Below are 19,304 nucleotides of genomic sequence, written 5' to 3'. Positions count from 1 at the left end.
GTAAACGCTTGTAATAAAAAAACGTCTAGGAGGAGATTTCGTGTTATTTTCAAATAAAGAGAGAATAAAAAATCTAGAAGCAATGTCAGAAAAAGAATTAGATGTTTTAGTTATTGGTGGAGGCATTACCGGAGCAGGAATCGCTTTAGACGGCACACTTCGCCAATTAAACATGGGGCTAGTCGAAATGAGAGATTTTTCTTCAGGAACGTCAAGCCGTTCAACGAAATTAGTACATGGTGGCTTACGCTATTTAGCTCAATTTGATGTGAAGACTGTGGCAGAAGTAGGACAAGAACGTGCAGTTGTTTATGAAAATGCGCCTCACGTTACAACTCCACTAAAAATGGTCTTACCTTTTTATTCAAAAGGAACTTATGGTTCTTTCACAACTTCTGTAGGACTTGAAATTTACGACCGTTTGGCACGAGTGAAGAAAGATGAGCGTAAGTTCATGTTAAGTCCAGAAGACTCGCTTCAAAGGGAACCATACTTGAAAAAAGCTGGCTTAAAAGGAACAGGAGTTTATGTGGAGTATCGGACAGACGACAGTCGCTTGACTCTTGAAACAATCAAAAAAGCAAGTGAAAAAGGAAGCTTGGTTGCTAACTATGCTAAGGTAACTAAATTATTATATAGCAATGAAACAGGAAAAATAATCGGTGTCGCTGTGATGGACATGATTAATCGCAAAGAATATACGATTTACGCAAAACGTGTTGTTAATGCGGCAGGTCCTTGGGTAGACAAAATTAGAGAGATGGATAACTCTAAGAAAGGTAAATACCTTCATTTAACAAAAGGAGTTCACGTGGTAGTTGACGGGGCTAAATTCCCAATTAGCAATTCCATTTATTTTGATACACCTTTTAATGATGGCCGTATGATGTTTGCTATTCCAAGAGAAGGTAAAGTTTATATTGGTACAACGGATACTTTTTATGAAAAAAATCCAGCAGAACCAGAAATTAAGCGCGAAGATGTGCTTTATATAATCAATGGTATCAATCAAATGTTTGACATTAGTCCGATTACTTTAGAAGACGTAGAATCAGCATGGGCAGGAGTTAGACCTTTGATTCATGAAGAAGGAAAGGACCCATCAGAAATCTCAAGACGAGATGAAATTTTTGTATCTGAAAGAGGCCTTTATTCGATTGCTGGCGGGAAACTGACGGGTTACCGCAAAATGGCAGAAGAAATAGTGAATAAAGTCTTAAAAGACATGGATCATGATTTTGAAGCAACTTTTGTTCCTTGTCAAACAAAAGAACAAGTACTTTCTGGTGGCGATGTAGGCGGAAGTGAAGGGTTTGATCGATTTATTACTAAAGGAATTCGTATCGGGACGGATAACTTTAATTTAGAAGAAGATGTGGCAGAGAAGTTAACACATCGTTATGGAAGCAATGTTGAGCGTGTATATGATTACTTAATGGAAGACAATCAAACGGGATTAGATGACATGACTTATGCGATGTTGCGTTATGGATTAGAAGAAGAGATGGTGATTCATCCTATTGACTTCTTATTGCGACGTAGTAGTATGATGTTGTTTAACATTGATAAATGTCTTGAAGTTAAAGATGGTGTGATTGATTATATGGCTGGCTACTTTGACTGGAGTGAAGAAGTCAAAGAGGAAATGATAGCTGACGTGGCAAAAGAAATTGAGCACCATACTGTATACACTTATTAGTAGATATGATTAAAGGGGAGAGCCTAATGGTGATTTTTCGAGGTAGCTTCTTGATATAGCTGATGATTGATAGGCGCTGTATCAAGATGGTTGTATTCCTATCAAATTAGCTATATCAGTCTCATGATGATAAGAGATGAATAGGAGCTAATTAAAATGACAAACGAACAATTAAAAAAAGAGTGGTTAAAAAGCCAAGAAAGACAAAAATCTTTTGAGGGCTGGGATTTTTCAAGTATCTATGAGGACTTTTGGCAAGAGGAACTTTCTTGGTCTTATGAAAGAATTGTTAATCAGTATTTGACTAAAGACATGTCCCTTTTAGATATGGGAACAGGTGGAGGTGAATTATTAGAAAGCTTCCAACACCCTGAATCTTTTACCTCAGTTACTGAAGGGTGGGAAACTAACTACCATTTACTTTTAAATAAATGGTCGGAAAATGAGATTACCATCAAATTTGTCAAAGAAGATGATCAATTAGATTATCTTGATAACTCATTTGATATTGTATTGAACTCCCATGAGTCTTTTGATTTAAACGAAGTGAAAAGAGTATTAAAACCAGGAGGGATATTCATCTCTCAACAGGTTGGGGATTTAAACGGGGTTAATTTAGCATCAAGATTAATTCCTAATTTTAGCAAGAAAGACTTTTCTCTCCATCTTTCCTCAGTCAAGAAGGAACTTATGTTACTTGGATTTGAAGTGTTAGCAGAATTTGAAGAGTACCCTGCTCAAAAATTTTTTAGTATGGATGCCTTGATTTATTATGTCCGAACTATCTCGTGGGAATTTCCTGATTTTGAAGTAAACACTCATTTTGATGAATTATTGTTTTTACTAGAAGAATTAAAGAGACAAGGTTTCATTTACAACCAGGAACATCGATTTCTGTTTGTAGCTAAAAAGCCAAATCAATAAAAAATCACGGAAAACGTCAATCGTTTTCCGTGATTTTTTTAATTGTTATGTTTCTCTAAAAAATCTAAGCTTAATTGGTTTAATTCAGTTGCTTTAATACGAGGCACTGAATGGCCACAGCGCTTGATTACTGATAGATTACCTAGTGGGAGATGCTTAACAAATGAAGCCATTTTATCAGGTGACACAATATCGTGGTCACCGATGACAACCAAAGTAGGTATCATCAAACTGTTCATTTTATCCTCTGAGATAGGCAAATCTTCTCTGGCCAGTTGTAACACACGTTCTTTCTTTTTAGACCGTAGAATGTATTTTGCTGCCCAGTGTAATTTATTAGAAATAAATTGTTGCATTGGTTTTAGTTGATTGAAAGTAATATTAGGTGATACTAAAATCATTTGTGAGACTTTTTGTTGAAATTGAGACGCAAAGGTTAAAGCAATATTTGCTCCGTCACTAAAGCCAAAGAGTGAAATATGCTCAATCTTCTCATGAGTTAAAATAACATTCATGTCTGAAACGATTTGCTCAAAACTTAAATGTTCTTTTTTATTACCAGAATAGCCGTGGTCTCTTGTATCCATTAAAATTAATTGAAAACGGTCTTTAAAAAAGTCAATTTGCTTTTTAAAATACCCATGACTGCCGCTATTTCCATGAATGAAAAATAGTGGAGGTCCTTGGCCAATAGTTCGATAGAAAATATGTGACCCATCTGCAGTAGAAACAATTTTTTTCATAATAGATCGCCTCTGATATTAGAATTAAAAATGTAATTCGTAGATTTTTGAAGGTCGACCAACACCCATGGGTTTTTCACCGATTTCTTTAAAGTAAGGCAGCATAGCCTTCTTAAAGTTAGAATGATCAATCTCACGGTAGTCTACCCCTAAAAATTTTGCGTAAACTTTTCTTGCTTCTGTAATTGTAAACTCATTACCTAAAACACGCAAGACTTGAGGCTCGTGGTACATTTTATTGCATACGCGGTTAAAAGCTTTAATAATAATTTGCGAGTGGTCAAAGGCCAAACTCTCGCTTCCTAATGATTCACCTGTTTCAAGATTAAGAATAATTTCACCTTGTTCTTCAGGAGCTGTCAAGTGTAGTAATTCATCTGTTCGCTTAATTGAGAACCAAGAAGCATCTGTTGCTTGATCTCCTGCTTTTAGAGGTTCTTCACCAATAAAGGCTAAATAACTCACCGTAATCACCCAACCACGAGGGTCCCTGTTTGGGGTACTAAAGGTATGGAGTTGTTCCACATGGTCATGAGTAATAGAGACATTGGTTTCTTCTTTGGTTTCTCTAATACAACTATCTGAGGTTGCTTCACCGTTTCTAACAAATCCCCCAGGTAACGCCCAAGAATTTTGAAAAGGGTGGGTTTTACGTTTAATTAAGAGAACTTTTAAATCCTCGTTTTCTTTATTGTAACAAAATAAAACCATATCGACGGTCACCGATGGCATATCTTGAGTTGGAAAATGCTGTTGTTTATACCATTCTAAGAATTCGCTTTCTGAAACCTGAGTTTCGAAATAATGGCGTTCTTCAGCTCTTGATGTAAATGAAGACATTTATGTACATCCTTTCTTCACGTGCGTGCATATGTTTAACATTCTTATTTTAACAAATAAACAGAACGAATCAAGGGAATATGATTGAAATTGAAGAATAAGTTTGTTACTATGAGGATAATTATAAGAAAGGGATAGGTAATTAAGACTATGTTAAATTCATTCGCTAACTAATTTTTTTAATCAAATTAAAAATGACGAGTGGATGAGTGTGTCTAAATTTACCTATACAACAGTTGAACCAAGAAATAACTTAGTTTATTTCTGTGGCTTATTTTGAGTATATCAAAAGACCAACATCCATTCCCATGCGAAAGGATGTTTTTTTATGTTTATTAAATTCGAACAAGTAAAGTACTACATTGGAGAAAGATTATTGTTAGATATACCTGACTTAGTGATTCCTGCAAGAGGAAGAATTGGGATTGTTGGAAAAAATGGAAGTGGTAAAACAACTCTCTTAAAACTAATTGAAGGGGTATTGCCAGTTGAGGAAGGCTCAATTAATTACCAAGGAGAAGTCGCAGTTATTGATCAATTTATATCAGCTAGTGACACAAAAAGTGGTGGTGAGCAGACAAAAGAAAAAATACGCCAAAGTGTCCGTCAAGACGCGAGTATTATCTTAGCAGATGAACCAACTAATCACTTAGACTTAGAGGGTAGAAAATATCTAATGAAGGCATTGAAACAGTACAATGGGACCTTACTAATGGTCTCACATGACCGTGATTTCCTAAATAAAATGTGTGAAGAAATCATTGAAATCAGCGAAGGAAAAGTCACTCGTTATCCTGGTAATTATGATAATTATTTGGGTCAAAAAGAAATTGAAGAAAAAGAACAGGGTAGAAAATACGATGCCTACACTAAAGAAAGAGCACGATTAAGTAAATCAATTAATGACCTTCATGACAAGAGTGCAGGTATCAGAAAAGCCCCAAAACGTATGGGTAATTCAGAAGCTCGGCTTCATACCAGAGGCAAAGGAACGCTAGCGCAAGGGACGATTTCAAAACAAGCCGAAACGATGGAAACTAGGCTTAATCAATTAGAAGTGGTAGAAAAACCTTGGAAACAAAAAGAGTTGGTCATTCCTTTTTCAGAGGGGCAACAAATACACAAGCAACTAGTGATTGAGAGTGATAGATTTAACCTTTCAGCAGGTGAGAAAGTCCTGTTAAAAGAGGCACAACTACAAATTAAAACAGGAAAAAGAACGGCGTTGATTGGTAAAAATGGTTCAGGGAAAACGACTTTACTACAAGCTATTTTAGCTAAGGATAGTCAGTTAGTTATCAGTCAAAAAGCCAAATTTGCCTATTTTAGTCAGTCTTTTAATCAACTAGAAGAAGATAAAAGTTTGCTAGAAAACGTTCAGAGCACATCAATTCATGACCAGCAAGTTGCTAGAGACTTGCTCGCTCACTTACTTTTTAGAGGAAATAGTGTGACTAAACCCGTTAAGGTATTAAGTGGTGGAGAAAGAACTAAAGTTGCGATTGCTAAAATGATTCTAGGTGAGAGCAATGTCTTAATTTTAGATGAACCAACAAACCATCTAGACATTGATTCTCTTGAAGTATTAGAAGAGTCGTTAAAAGCATATCAAGGAACCATCATCTTAGTTAGTCATGACCCTTATTTTGTCAAACATGTGGCAGAAGAAGTCATTGAGATTAAAGGTAAACAATTAATCAATGCTAAGGACAAACCAAAGCAAAAGAAACGCGATACGAAAAAAGAAGATAAATGGGTATTGGAAATGAGAAAAACAACGATATTATCCCAATTATCCTTTAGTCTCACAGAAGACGAGAAGCTAAAGTTAGAGCAAGAATTAAGTGAGATAGGGCGACGATTAAGAGAAATGTAAACAAATAGAGGCTGACTAAAATGTCAGTCTCTATTTGTTTGAGCATTTAACTTTATTTTTTATAGGGTAGGGGGTATATTGAGTATGTTGAAACAACTTATTTTGAGAAAAGGCAGGTAGTGTCATGAAAAGAACAGTTATTATTGGTGGCGTTGCAGGAGGTATGTCTGCAGCGACAAGATTAAGACGATTAGATGAACAACAAGAGATTATTATTATTGAAAAAGGACCTTATGTTTCATTTGCAAATTGTGGGTTACCTTACTATGTATCTGGTGAAATCAGTGATAGACAACAGTTATTAGTCCAAACACCAGAATCATTAAAAGCCAGATTTAATTTAGATGTTCGTCCGTTTTCTGAAGCAACGAAAATCGACGCTTCAAATAAACAAGTGACTATTAAACATAAAGAAGAAACTTATGCGTTAAGCTATGACCACCTTATTTTATCTCCAGGAGCGAAGCCATTTGTACCACCGTTGAAAGGTTTAGAAGAAGCGGAGAATGTTTTCACTTTAAGAAATGTGCCTGATGTGGATCAAATTATGGCAACTCTTGATGAACAACAACCGAAAAAAGCCGTTGTTGTAGGAGCTGGTTTCATTGGGCTCGAAATGGCAGAAAATTTAGCTAAAAAAGGTTTAGAAGTAACGATTGTTGAAATGGCTTCGCATGTATTACCAACCGTGGACGAAGAGATGGCAGCCTTTATTCACAATGAATTAGTGGCTAATGGATTAACTGTTTATACGGAAAAAGGTGTGGTTGAGATGACTGATAAAGGTCGTACCTTGATTCTTAACACAGGTGAAACCATTGAAACAGATATGGTGATTTTATCAGTTGGTGTGCGTCCTGAAAATGGCCTAGCAGAATCTGCGGGTATTCAATTAGGTATGCGTGGGGGGATTTTAGTTGATGACAACTATGAAACATCTGTTAAAGATATTTACGCTGTGGGAGATGCGATTATTGTCACCAATCAAATTACTAATGAGGACACAATGATTGCACTAGCGTCACCAGCCAATCGTCAAGGTCGTCAAGTAGCTGACGTTATTGCCGGAATGAATCGTAAAAATAAAGGAAGCATCGGAACAGCTATTGTCCGTGTCTTTAATCAATCTATTGCTTCGACAGGCTTAACTGAAAAACAGCTAACTGATTTAGGGTATGAGTTTTCGATTGTTCACATTGATGGAAAAAACCATGCGGGGTACTACCCAAATGCATCAATGGTCTTCTTGAAACTATTATTTAATGCCAAAACAGGTGAGATTTACGGAGCTCAAGCAGTAGGAGCTGATGGTGTGGACAAGCGAATTGATATTCTAGCAACAGCTATTAAAGGTCAATTAGGCGTGGAAGACTTACCTGAGCTTGAGTTAACTTACGCACCACCATTTGGTTCAGCAAAAGACGTTGTGAATATGGCAGGGTATGCAGCTCTTAATATTATGGAGGGTGTTGCTGAAAACATTCAACTCCATGAGTTAGATAGTGTCAGAGAATCTGGTGCCTTATTAGTTGATGTTAGGACTGAAGCGGAGTTTAATCGTGGAAATATTACAGGATTTATTAACTTACCACTAAACGACTTACGTGAGAGAATGACTGAATTACCTAAAGACAAAGAGATTGTTCTAAGTTGTCACAGTGGTCAAAGAAGCTATATTGCAGCCAGAATGTTAACCCAATATGGATACAAGATTAAAAATTTAGATGGTTCTTATTTGCTTTACCAAACAGTGAACGGGTAAAATAGTAACAGGCAATCTAATCGTGTTAGGGGGAAAGTAAATGTCTGGATCAGATGAAACAAAAAAGAAAATTGAAAATCGCTTAAAGCGAAGTGAAGGCCAAATTCGGGGTGTCTTAAAGATGCTTGATGAGGACAAAAGTTGTCGTGAAGTCGTGACACAATTATCAGCGATTCGCTCAAGTATTGACCGAGCTATTGGAGTGATTGTGGCAGATAACTTGAAAGAATGCTTGGCTATGGAAGATATTAGCGAAGAAGAAAAAGAAGAAAAAATTCAAGAGGCCATCTCCCTAGTTGTTAAAAAATAAATATTAGCTTGGTATTGAAATAGAGTCAAAAAAATCCCACTCCAGTCTGTTTTATGACTGAAGTGGGATTTTTTAATGGATTAATAACCTGAGAACTCGCCTTCGCCACTAACTAAAGTAACGCCAGAACTTGTTCCTAAACGATCAGCACCAGCTGCAATCATGTTTTTAGCATCTTCTAGTGAACGAACGCCACCTGAGGCTTTAACGAATGCTTTGTCTCCAACTGTTTCTTTCATTAGTTTAACATCTTCAACAGTTGCGCCACCTGTTGAAAAACCAGTTGATGTTTTAACAAAGTCAGCACTAGCTGCAACAGATAATTCGCAAGCTTTAACGATTTCTTCTTTTGTTAATAAGCATGTTTCGATAATGACTTTAACAATTGCTTCTGGATGACTTGCTTTCACAACAGCTGCAATATCTGCTTCAACAGCATCGTAATTTTTAGATTTTAATTCACCAACATTGATAACCATATCGATTTCATTGGCACCATTGTCGATGGCATTTTTTGCTTCAAAGAATTTTGTAGCAGTAGATGTGGCACCAAGAGGGAAACCAATTACTGTACATACTTTTACATCAGAGTCACTTAATAAGTCACTGGCATAGCTTACCCAGTATGGATTAACGCAAACAGAGGCAAAGTCATGTTGACTTGCTTCCTCACATAAGACTTTGATTTGTTCTTTCGTTGCCTCAGGTTTTAGTAGCGTGTGGTCAACATATTTAGCTAAATTCATTAAAAAAACTCCTTTATATTTTAAGATTGATAGATAAAATCACTACGCTTTCATTTTAACACAAAACTTGATTTATTTAAGTATCTTTTACTTAAATAAGTTTATTTTACCTAAATTAATCTGACACAATTCTTTTTCGTGGGTATTGACAAACATTTTTTTGTTTGCTAATATACACTCAATTAATAAAACAAGCGTTGAGAAGGAAAGTATGTTTTAAGAAAGTTTAAAGAGACCTCGGATGGTGTGAAAGAGGAACTGGGAGAAAACAGAAAATGGCCTTTGAGCTAAAAAGAGTGAGCCATATGGTGCAAACTTTTTTCGGGAGTTCCCGTTACCGGACAACAGTATTCAGAGACTATTCTTGCGTACTGGGTGAGGTGATTGCTGTGAGGCAATGACAAAAAAAGGTGGTAACACGATTAATGCTTTCGTCCTTTGTTTACTTTTTCATTAAAGTAAATAGAGGAGGGAAGCTTTTTTGTTTTCATCTGATTAGTGAATGAAACGAGGAGAAAAATAATGAGTCTAATTAAACTACAGAATATAACTAAAAAATACCAAACAAAAGAAAAAGACGTGTTAGCAGTTGATCAGGTTGATTTAACCATTGAAACAGGTGAGATTTATGGGATTATTGGTTACTCAGGAGCTGGGAAAAGTTCTTTGATTCGTCTACTAAACAATTTAGAAACCCCGACAACAGGCGAAGTGATTATTCATGATAAAAACATCAGTCAATTGAAGGGTAAAGAATTAAGAGAGTTTCGAAAAAAAATTGGCATGATTTTCCAACATTTTAATTTATTATGGTCACGAACTGTTATGGAAAACATTATGCTACCACTTGAATTAAGTAAAGTACCAAAAGAAAAGCGACAAAAACGTGCTCAAGAGCTAATTGAATTAGTAGGACTAAGTGGCAGAGAAAATGCTTATCCAAGCGAATTATCCGGTGGACAAAAACAACGTGTAGGAATTGCACGAGCTTTAGCTAATGAGCCTGAGATTTTATTATGTGATGAGGCCACAAGTGCTCTTGATCCCCAAACGACTAACGAAGTCTTAGATTTACTACTAGATATCAATAAGAAACTTGGTTTAACCATTGTTTTGATTACTCATGAGATGAATGTTATCCGAAAAATTTGCCACAAAGTAGCTGTCATGGAGCAAGGAAAAGTAGTGGAGTCAGGGGAGGTTTTATCACTCTTTAGACACCCACAACATGAAGTAACTGAGCGTTTTGTGAGACAAGATACATTGATTGACCGAGAAGAAAACGAAGAGGCCGTTGAATACTTACTAGAAGCTTATCCAGATGGAATTATTGTGAGACTTCTTTTTGAAGGAGAAAAAGCTAATGAAGCTATTATCTCCCAAGCTGTAAGGAAACTTGATGTGGATGTTAACGTGTTACAAGCAAATATCAAAAACAGTAATCAAGCCTCATTTGGTAACATGCTGATTCAACTAACAGGACAACAATCAGTACTTGATCAGTGTTTAATATTCTTCCAAGAAAATGGCGTAGAAATTGAGGTGATGCAACATGGATAAAGGATTTTTTGCTACATATTTTGATTTTAGTCAGATTAAACCAGAGAGTTTTATCACTGCGACGAAAGAAACACTTTACATGACCTTTGTTTCCATGTTTTTTGTCATCATTATTGGTTTACTGCTAGGGTTATTACTATTTTACTTTGGAAAGAGTGAGAAGAAACTATATCGTTTTGGTTATGAAGTTGTATCCCTCGTGAGCAACACGTTTCGCTCGATTCCTTTCATTATCTTAATGATTCTGTTGTTCCCTGTTGTTAAAGCACTTATTGGTACGATGTTAGGACCAAGTGCAGCAATTCCTGCTTTAGTGTTATCGGCAGCTCCCTTTTATGCAAGGCTCGTTGATATTGCCTTTCGTGAAGTGGATTCCGGAGTTTTAGAAGCTAGTACAGCAATGGGAGCGACTCAGTTCCAAATGATTTACAAAGTATTAATTCCTGAAAGTTTACCAGCGCTGATCTCTGGTGTGACAGTCACAACTATTACAATGATTGGCTTTACGGCTATGGCTGGAGCTGTTGGGGCAGGAGGACTTGGAACTTTGGCTTATCAAGCAGGTTTCATGGGAAATGACTACCCAGTCATTATGCTTTCAACTTTATTGATTTTAGCTATTGTGTTTATTATTCAAGGTATTGGTGATTTATGCGTTAAATTATTAGATAAAAGATAATCAACTTAAATAGGAGGAAAAGAAAATGAAGAAAAAATTACTAGGATTAGGATTAGTTACAGCGTTAGTATTTGGTTTAGCAGCATGTGGAGGCAGTAAAGATTCAGATAAAAAGGCAGATTCTGCTAAAGAAGATAAAACAATTGTCGTTGGTGCTTCTCCAACGCCTCACGCGGAGATTTTAGAAGAAGCTAAGCCATTGTTAAAAGAAAAAGGTTATGATTTAGAAATTAAAGTGTTCCAAGATTATGTGTTACCGAATAAAGCTCTAGCTGAAAAAGAACTAGATGCTAACTATTTCCAACACATTCCTTACTTAGAAAAAGAAATTCTAGATAAAGGATATGATTTTGCTAATGCGGGTTCAATCCATTTAGAGAAAATGGCTTTTTATTCTAAATCAGTTAAAGACGTGAAAGATGTAAAAGACGGAGCAACTGTCTTAGTAAGTAACTCTCAATCTGACTGGGGACGAGTGATTACCATTCTTCAAGATGCTGGTTTAGTTAAAGTAAAAGATGGTGTGGAATTATCAAAAGCAACGTTTGATGATATTGAAGAAAACCCAAAAAACTTGAAATTCAAGTATGACGTTGACCCAGCGATCTTAACAACTGCTTACCAAAATGACGAAGCTGAGTTAATTGCTATCAATGCTAACTTTGCTGAGAATATTGGCTTAAATCCTGAAAAAGATGGTGTCTTTGTTGAGAAAGATAACTCACCTTATGCCAATGTGATTGCAACAAGAACTTCAGATAAAGATAGTCCTAAAATTAAAGCATTGATTGAAGTGCTACACTCAAAAGAAATTAAAGACTTTATTCAAGATAAATGGAATGGAACAATTTCAGTTGTAGAGTAAAATAAGAGAAACGTTTTAAGAGATGAAAGTCATCAAATCTTGAAACGTTTTCTTTTTTTTATCATTTTCATAAAACTATCGTTATTTATGTGTTATAATAGAGATGAGAGGTAAAAACGAGAAAAGGAGTTGGATGAGAATGAAGAAAGTAATAGTGAGTTGTTTACTGTGTTCTACCTTGGCCCTAGTTAGTTTGTCACCTGTTCATGCTGAAGATGTTAATGATAAAATAGAGACAACTAAAGCCGAAAAAGAAGAAACGAAAAAGAATGATGCCTTATTTTCTATAGAAACAAAGGATATCACGGTTGGTGAGACTAGAGAGATTAAAATGAATAAATACCAAGACGTGACACTTGAGGGAAAATTTGAAGCTGTTAAGAGTGATGCGTATGACTTAACAGAAGATGGGCGATTAACGGTTAAAAAAGCAGGTAAGTTAAAAGTAGAGCCAGTATTTAAGTTAACTGATGACTCTTACAAAGCTTTAAAAGAAGTTATAGACAAAGAAAAAACAAAATCAGTAAATCTCCTAAATAAAAACATTAAACTAGATCCAATAAATCTAGAGATTAAAGAAAGAAAACAAGAAACAATCAAGGTTTCAAGTGGTTATGTGTTGTCGCAAGAAACCTTAACGATGGGCAAATCAGGAAAAATTAGTCGTGAGTCTTATAAAGGCATTCTAATGGAAGGGCAGTTTGTTCCTAAAAAGACTGATGTTGTGGAGCTTAAAGCAGACGGCACATTAGCTCCTTCAAAAGCAGGTAAAGAAACAATCGAAGTCACTTATAACTTATCGGAAAAAACGATTGAAGCAATTAAAAAGAATTACTTAGATGAGAATAAAGATAACGGCTTAACCATGGAAGATTTAGTGGTTGTAGATGATAGTAAGACAGCAAATGTCTCTATTGAAGTGAAAAAAGCACCTGTCAAAGAAAAAGTGGAAGTTAGATACTCTGTTGGTTTTAATTTAGACAATACTCAGATTAAGATGGGTTCATCGGCTAAGTTAAGTGTCCAACAAGTGAATGGCGTTGATTTAAAAGGTGAATACAGTTCTGTTTCAAATGCATTTGTTAGCATTGATAAAACAGGAAAAGTAACACCGAAAAAAGTAGGTTCAACAACGATTACACCTAAATTTGTCGTATCTGAACAAAGTAAAAAAGAACTAAAAGAATCCTACATTAAATCATCGAATAAGCCTGAATTAACAGTAGATGATATCAAACTTGTTGAGGAAAAACAAACACAAGCTTTTGATATTAAAGTCCTTGAAAAAGACGTACCTAAGAAAGAAAAACTTCAAATAGATGTGACAACTCATTTTAAAGCGAGTAGTCACAATCTAAGGATTGGCGCACCTGGTGGAAAAGTAACAGTAGATCCAATCCATGGAGTAGCTGTTAAAGGTAGCTTTAAAGCGATTAAAAATCCAGTGATTGATTTTAAAGAAGATGGTAGCTTTATTGGTCTTCAAGCTGGAAGCGTGGAGTTAGTACCTCATTTTGAGTTATCAAAAGAAAGTTTAGATGCGATTGCAGATGTTGTCTTAAAAGAAAAAGGCAATGAAGCGTTCACTAGAAGCGATGTAGAGTTTATTCAAAAGGATATCGCTCAAATGATTCCAATTACGTTCACCTCAACTGCCAATAATAACAATAATTCAGGTGGTTCAGGAAACAATAAACAATACGTTCCAGCGACTCAGAGAAAAACACTTCCACAAACAGATGAAGCAAGCACAACTTTAGTTGCCTTGTTTGGTTTATTATTAATGGTAGGAAGTGGCATCTTTTTCAAAAAAGCGCGTCAACGTTCTTAAGTAGAGCATTTAATTAGTGAAAGAATAAAAAGAGTAAACCGTTTGAATGATAAACGGTTTACTCTTTTCTTTTTTACACTTATTATAAATAAAGAGAAAAGTTTCTCGATGCTTATTATTGTTTTCTCAAGGGATTGTGGAAACTAATTGAAGTTCATTCTCAATTGAGCTAAAATAATAAGCAGAGCTACAAAAATTTTATCAAACAAATGGAGGAAGAGAAATGTCCGTTTTAGAAATAAAAAACCTACATGTGTCGATTGAAGACAAACAAATTTTAAAAGGTGTTAACCTAACCATGAAAACTGGTGAAATTCATGCCATCATGGGACCAAATGGAACAGGTAAATCAACCCTTTCAGCAGCAATCATGGGAAATCCTAACTATGAAGTAACAGAAGGAGAAATCCTTTTAGATGGGGAAAATGTTTTAGAGATGGAAGTTGACGAGCGTGCTCGTGCAGGGCTATTTTTAGCGGTTCAATACCCAAGTGAAATCCCAGGAATCACAAACGCTGAATTTATGCGTGCTGCAATCAACTCAAAACGCGATGAAGATGACAAAATTTCTGTTATGGACTTTTTAGATAAATTAGATGAAAAAATGGCACTTTTAGATATGCCAGAAGAAATGGCAGAACGTTATTTAAATGAAGGTTTCTCTGGTGGAGAGAAAAAACGTAATGAAATCCTTCAATTATTAATGTTAGAACCAACATTTGCTATTTTAGATGAGATTGACTCAGGACTTGATATTGATGCGCTTCAAGTAGTATCAAAAGGAATTAACGCCATGCGTGGTGAAGGATTTGGTTCATTAATTATTACTCACTACCAACGTCTACTTAACTATATCGTGCCAGATATCGTGCATATCATGATGGATGGTCGCGTAGTCAAAACAGGTGGAGCAGATTTAGCTAAACGCTTAGAAGCTGAAGGATACAAAGGTATCAGTGAAGAATTAGGCATTACATTTGAAGAAGAGGAATAATGGAAAGGAAGACAAGATAAATGAAAAAGATTGAATTAAACGATTATCTTGAGGACATGACATTATTTTCTGCTAGTCAGGAAGAGCCACAATGGATGCTTGATTTACGTTTGAAAGCTCTAGAAAAAATCAGTGAACTTGAGCTACCTCAAATTGAGCGTGTTAAAATTCACCGTTGGCCATTAATGAATGTCGGTAACCTCAACGAAGAAATATTAGGGAACCCAGTGTTACCTGAATTTGACAAAATTGAAGATAATCCTATGATTATTCAAGGAAGAACGACAACTCTTTACGAACAAATGCCAGTTGAATTATCTGAGCAAGGTGTTATTTTTACAGACATTTTTACGGCGATGAGAGAGCATAGTGATTTAGTTAAAGAATACTTTATGACAAAAGCAGTTCCTATGGATGAAGATAAATTAACAGCTTTCCACGTTGCTATGTTAAATGGTGGGGTATTTTTATACGTACCTAAAAATGTAGTCGTTAAAGATGTATTTGAATCACTTTTCTTCCAAAATATGGAAGATAGTAGCGCTTGGGTGAAACACGTCTTAATCGTTGCTGATGAAAACAGTGAGGTAACTTATCTTGAAAGACTTCAATCAGAAGGCGAATCAAGTGAAAAAGTATCTGCCAATATGGTTGTTGAAGTCATTGCTAAAAAAGGTGCCAAAGTCAAATTTGCTGCAATTGACCGATTAGGTAAAGATGTTTCAACTTATATGAACCGTCGTGCGCATATTTTACGTGACGCTAGTGTGGATTGGGCATTAGGTATTATGAATGAAGGTGACGTTGTTGCTGACTTTGACTCTGACTTAGTAGGCATTGGTTCTCACTCAGAAGTAAAAGTTGTTGCCATCAGCTCAGGCAGACAAACACAAGGAATTGATACACGTGTGACAAATATGGCCTCTCATTCAGTGGGACATATCTTACAACACGGTGTGATTCGTGAAAAAGGAACACTAACCTTCAACGGAATCGGCCATATCCTAAAAGGAGCAAAAGGAGCAGATGCACAACAAGAGAGTCGTGTCTTAATGCTTTCAGATAAAGCTCGTGGAGATGCCAACCCAATTCTTTTAATTGATGAATTTGAAGTAACTGCAGGACACGCAGCAAGTGCAGGTCGTTTAGATCCAGATGAGTTGTACTACTTAATGAGTCGTGGTTTGCCTCAAAAAGAAGCAGAACGTTTAGTAACAAGAGGCTTTTTAGGATCTGTCATTACGGCTATTCCTATTAAAAAAGTCCAAGAAGAATTAATAGAAGTGATTGATAGAAAGCTGGTTGATTAACATGCTTGATGACAAAATCAAACAAGATTTTCCCATTCTTTTTCAAGAAGTCAATGACGAGCCATTGGTTTATTTAGACAACGCTGCAACTAGTCAAAAACCAAAAGCTGTGACTGATTCTCTCGTTCATTTTTATGAGCATGACAATGCCAATGTGCATCGTGGTGTTCACACATTAGCTGAAAGAGCCACTTCTTCTTACGAAGGAGCAAGAGAAAAGGTTCGTGCCTTTATTCATGCGAAAAGTACGAAAGAAGTCTTATTTACCCGTGGGACAACAACAGGGATTAATTGGCTAGCTAGAAGTTACGGTGAAGCGGTAGTTGGTTCAGGAGATGAGATTTTAATTTCTCAAATGGAGCATCACTCAAATATTGTAGCTTGGCAAGAATTAGCTAAGCGAAAAGGTGCAACCTTAGTTTATGTGGATTTAACAGAAGAAGGCATGTTAGATATGGCAGACTTCAAGTCTAAGTTGAGCACAAAAACCAAGATTGTCTCAATCGCTCATATCTCTAATGTTCTTGGTGTGGTGAACCCAATCAAAGAATTAAGTGCTCTAGCTCACGAAGTTGGAGCAACGATGATTGTTGACGGGGCACAAGCGGCTCCTCATATGTCGATTGATGTCCGTGACTTAGATGCAGACTTTTATGCCTTTAGTGGTCATAAAATGTGTGGACCAACTGGTATCGGTGTGTTGTATGGCAAAGAAAGCTTACTTGAAAAGATGGACCCCATTGAATTTGGGGGAGAAATGATTGATTTTGTCTATCATGACAGAAGTACCTGGACAGAATTACCTTGGAAATTTGAAGCAGGAACACCTAATATTGCTGGAGCTATTGGATTAGGAGCAGCAGTTGATTACTTAACAGAAATTGGCATGGAAGAAATTCACGCTCATGAACAAGAGCTAGTGGCTTATGTGTTACCAAAACTGCAACAAATTGAAGGATTGACTATCTATGGTCCTAAAGACCCAAGTCAACACACAGGAGTAATCGCCTTTAATTTAGACGGTATTCACCCACATGACACCTCAACTGCCCTTGATATGGAAGGTGTAGCAGTTAGAGCAGGTCATCACTGTGTGCAACCTTTACTAAGTTACTTAGGTGTCCAATCAACAGCAAGAGCGAGCTTTTACTTTTACAATACCAAAGAAGATGCCGATCGATTAGTGGAAGCAATTATTGCGACAAAGGAGTTTTTCAGCCATGGCTTTATCTAAATTAGAAAACCTATACCGCCAAGTGATTTTAGATCATACAAATCATCCTCATAATAAGGGAGTTCTTGAAGGAGCTACTAGCCAAATTGAACTAAATAACCCAACGTGTGGTGATGTGATTCAATTACAATTAGCGATTAAAGATGATGTGATTGAAGATGTTAAATTTGAAGGATCTGGCTGCTCAATCAGTATGGCTAGTGCCAGTATGATGACGGTTGCTATAAAAGGCAAAACCGAAAAAGAAGCTATTGAGATTATTGGTAGTTTTTTAGAGCTAGTCCAAGGTGAAACAGTTGAAAATCCTAAACCACTAGGAGACGCTAGAATGCTTTCAGGAGTCGCTAAGTTCCCTGCCCGTATAAAGTGTGCAACCTTAGCATGGAAAGCCTTAGAGCGAGGTATTATCGAAGAAAACGACACAACAGTCGAAGGACAATTACATACTGAAGAATAAGGAGTGGAAAAACGATGAGTGAAGTACCACAGTTAGAAGAATATAAATTTGGATTCCATGACGATGTGAAACCCATCTTCAGTACCGGAGAAGGATTAACAGAAGAGGTTGTTCGAGAAATTTCTGCTCAAAAACAAGAGCCAGAATGGATGCTAGAATTCCGCTTGAAATCTCTTGAAGTCTTTAACAAATTCCCAATGCAAAAATGGGGACCAGATTTATCTGATATTGATTTTGATAAAATCAAATATTACCAAAAAACAAGTGATAAACCAGCTCGTGACTGGGACGATGTACCAGATAAAATCAAAGAAACCTTTGAGCGTATCGGTATTCCAGAAGCTGAAAGAAAATACTTAGCTGGAGCCTCTGCTCAATACGAATCAGAAGTGGTTTACCACAACATGAAAGAAGAGTTTGAAAAATTAGGGATTGTCTTTACAGATACTGATACAGCTCTGAAAGAATACCCAGACATTTTCAAACAATACTTCTCAAAATTAGTCCCACCAACTGATAACAAATTAGCAGCTTTAAACTCTGCTGTATGGTCAGGTGGAACATTTATCTACGTACCAAAAGGTGTACGAGTTGACGTGCCACTACAAACTTATTTCCGTATTAACGCAGAAAATACAGGACAATTTGAAAGAACTTTAATCGTTGTCGACGAAGGAGCAAGTGTGCATTACGTTGAGGGATGTACAGCACCAACGTATTCAAGTAACAGTTTGCATGCTGCCATCGTTGAAATCTATACTCTAAAAGATGCTTATTGTCGTTACACAACCATCCAAAACTGGTCAGATAACGTGTATAACTTAGTGACTAAACGTGCTAAAGCAGAAGCTGGCGCAACAGTTGAGTGGATTGATGGTAACTTGGGAGCTAAAACAACGATGAAATACCCAAGTGTTTACCTTGACGGTGAAGGTGCTCGTGGAACTATGTTATCAGTAGCCTTTGCTGGAGCAAATCAAATCCAAGACACAGGGGCTAAAATGATTCATAATGCACCGAACACATCAAGTTCAATTGTGTCCAAATCAATTGCTAAAGACGGTGGAGAAGTTAACTACCGTGGGCAAGTGACATTTGCCAAAAACAGCGCTGGCTCAATCTCACATATTGAATGTGATACGATTATTATGGATGAATTATCTAAGAGTGATACGATTCCGTTTAACGAAATTCACAATAGCCATGTGGCATTAGAACATGAAGCGAAAGTATCAAAAATATCAGAAGAGCAGTTATACTACTTGATGAGTCGTGGTTTAAGCGAAGAACAAGCAACAGAGATGATTGTTATGGGATTTGTTGAACCATTTACGAAAGAACTTCCAATGGAGTATGCAGTTGAGTTAAATCGATTGATTAGTTATGAAATGGAAGGGTCGGTTGGATAAGTTAATAAGATGTGCTAGGAACGTTTATATTACAACATTCCTAGCCTTTTTATTTTGTCTTAAAT

At 36.4% G+C, this 19,304-nt stretch carries 17 protein-coding genes and 1 other annotated feature; of the genes, 14 read left to right on the top strand and 3 right to left on the bottom strand.

Translation table 11 applies throughout. The features are described from left to right. The first annotated feature begins 40 nt into the window (after nucleotides 1-40). Together DOK76_RS03920 and DOK76_RS03915 are read left to right on the top strand one after the other, a co-directional pair. On the top strand, nucleotides 41-1,699 hold the full coding sequence (locus DOK76_RS03920) for a glycerol-3-phosphate dehydrogenase/oxidase (RefSeq protein ID WP_206965129.1): 1,659 nt from the start codon (nucleotides 41-43) through the stop codon (nucleotides 1,697-1,699). Nucleotides 1,700-1,855: 156 nt separating this feature from the next. Beyond that, nucleotides 1,856-2,623 (top strand): class I SAM-dependent methyltransferase, encoded by a 768-nt coding sequence (locus tag DOK76_RS03915; protein ID WP_206965128.1) that lies wholly within the window; start codon nucleotides 1,856-1,858, stop codon nucleotides 2,621-2,623. Nucleotides 2,624-2,661: 38 nt separating this feature from the next. Here the strand turns inward: DOK76_RS03915 and DOK76_RS03910 are convergent, their stop codons facing one another. Next, a complete protein-coding gene (locus DOK76_RS03910) occupies nucleotides 2,662-3,366 on the bottom strand; it encodes an alpha/beta fold hydrolase (RefSeq protein WP_206965127.1) in 705 nt (234 codons plus the stop codon). A gap of 24 nt (nucleotides 3,367-3,390) precedes the next feature. Then, complete coding sequence (locus tag DOK76_RS03905; RefSeq protein WP_206965124.1) at nucleotides 3,391-4,206, bottom strand: NUDIX domain-containing protein; 816 nt, start codon at nucleotides 4,204-4,206, stop codon at nucleotides 3,391-3,393. 328 nt (nucleotides 4,207-4,534) lie between these two features. On the opposite strand from DOK76_RS03905, the gene abc-f reads away from it, so the two are divergent. The 3 genes from abc-f to DOK76_RS03890 all read left to right on the top strand — a co-directional run bounded on the left by abc-f (nucleotide 4,535) and on the right by DOK76_RS03890 (nucleotide 8,154). Next, nucleotides 4,535-6,082 (top strand): ribosomal protection-like ABC-F family protein, encoded by a 1,548-nt coding sequence (gene abc-f, locus DOK76_RS03900; RefSeq protein WP_206965122.1) that lies wholly within the window; start codon nucleotides 4,535-4,537, stop codon nucleotides 6,080-6,082. A 124-nt stretch (nucleotides 6,083-6,206) separates the two neighbouring features. Continuing rightward, nucleotides 6,207-7,844, top strand: a complete 1,638-nt coding sequence (locus tag DOK76_RS03895; protein ID WP_206965121.1) for an FAD-dependent oxidoreductase — start codon at nucleotides 6,207-6,209, stop codon at nucleotides 7,842-7,844. Nucleotides 7,845-7,884: 40 nt separating this feature from the next. Continuing rightward, nucleotides 7,885-8,154 carry a metal-sensitive transcriptional regulator gene (locus DOK76_RS03890; protein WP_206965120.1) on the top strand — a complete coding sequence of 90 codons (270 nt, stop codon included), beginning with the start codon at nucleotides 7,885-7,887 and terminating at the stop codon, nucleotides 8,152-8,154. A gap of 80 nt (nucleotides 8,155-8,234) precedes the next feature. Here the strand turns inward: DOK76_RS03890 and deoC are convergent, their stop codons facing one another. Continuing rightward, nucleotides 8,235-8,900: a deoxyribose-phosphate aldolase gene (deoC, locus tag DOK76_RS03885; RefSeq protein ID WP_206965119.1), complete on the bottom strand. Its 666-nt coding sequence runs from the start codon at nucleotides 8,898-8,900 to the stop codon at nucleotides 8,235-8,237. Nucleotides 8,901-9,088: 188 nt separating this feature from the next. After that, nucleotides 9,089-9,342 (top strand) — a binding site (T-box leader). 80 nt (nucleotides 9,343-9,422) lie between these two features. Here deoC and DOK76_RS03880 point away from each other — a divergent pair. The 9 genes from DOK76_RS03880 to sufB all read left to right on the top strand — a co-directional run bounded on the left by DOK76_RS03880 (nucleotide 9,423) and on the right by sufB (nucleotide 19,239). Further along, nucleotides 9,423-10,460, top strand: coding sequence for a methionine ABC transporter ATP-binding protein (locus tag DOK76_RS03880; protein ID WP_206965118.1), 1,038 nt, complete (start codon nucleotides 9,423-9,425; stop codon nucleotides 10,458-10,460). Next, complete coding sequence (locus DOK76_RS03875) at nucleotides 10,453-11,139, top strand: methionine ABC transporter permease (RefSeq protein WP_206965117.1); 687 nt, start codon at nucleotides 10,453-10,455, stop codon at nucleotides 11,137-11,139. Before DOK76_RS03880 ends, DOK76_RS03875 begins: the two co-directional genes overlap by 8 nt. A 25-nt stretch (nucleotides 11,140-11,164) precedes the next feature. Further along, the gene (locus DOK76_RS03870) at nucleotides 11,165-12,004 is read left to right on the top strand and encodes a MetQ/NlpA family ABC transporter substrate-binding protein (protein WP_206965116.1); all 840 of its coding nucleotides are present in this window, start codon (nucleotides 11,165-11,167) and stop codon (nucleotides 12,002-12,004) included. Between the two features lie 139 nt (nucleotides 12,005-12,143). Continuing rightward, nucleotides 12,144-13,835 (top strand): LPXTG cell wall anchor domain-containing protein, encoded by a 1,692-nt coding sequence (locus DOK76_RS03865; RefSeq protein WP_206965115.1) that lies wholly within the window; start codon nucleotides 12,144-12,146, stop codon nucleotides 13,833-13,835. Nucleotides 13,836-14,058: 223 nt separating this feature from the next. Then, nucleotides 14,059-14,829 (top strand): Fe-S cluster assembly ATPase SufC, encoded by a 771-nt coding sequence (sufC, locus tag DOK76_RS03860; protein ID WP_206965113.1) that lies wholly within the window; start codon nucleotides 14,059-14,061, stop codon nucleotides 14,827-14,829. 20 nt (nucleotides 14,830-14,849) lie between these two features. Further along, nucleotides 14,850-16,139 (top strand): Fe-S cluster assembly protein SufD, encoded by a 1,290-nt coding sequence (sufD, locus tag DOK76_RS03855; protein ID WP_206965112.1) that lies wholly within the window; start codon nucleotides 14,850-14,852, stop codon nucleotides 16,137-16,139. 1 nt (nucleotide 16,140) lies between these two features. Continuing rightward, complete coding sequence (locus DOK76_RS03850; RefSeq protein WP_206965109.1) at nucleotides 16,141-17,373, top strand: cysteine desulfurase; 1,233 nt, start codon at nucleotides 16,141-16,143, stop codon at nucleotides 17,371-17,373. Beyond that, nucleotides 17,360-17,830, top strand: coding sequence for a Fe-S cluster assembly sulfur transfer protein SufU (gene sufU, locus DOK76_RS03845; protein WP_206965108.1), 471 nt, complete (start codon nucleotides 17,360-17,362; stop codon nucleotides 17,828-17,830). Before DOK76_RS03850 ends, sufU begins: the two co-directional genes overlap by 14 nt. A gap of 14 nt (nucleotides 17,831-17,844) precedes the next feature. Further along, nucleotides 17,845-19,239 (top strand): Fe-S cluster assembly protein SufB, encoded by a 1,395-nt coding sequence (gene sufB / locus DOK76_RS03840; protein ID WP_206965107.1) that lies wholly within the window; start codon nucleotides 17,845-17,847, stop codon nucleotides 19,237-19,239. Nucleotides 19,240-19,304: the final 65 nt, after the last annotated feature.

The organism is Candidatus Vagococcus giribetii (genome assembly GCF_017316185.1).
Taxonomy (GTDB): Bacteria; Bacillota; Bacilli; order Lactobacillales; family Vagococcaceae; genus Vagococcus; species Vagococcus giribetii.
Note: the sequence above shows the minus strand (reverse complement) of the source record. Positions and strands in the feature narration are given on the sequence as shown.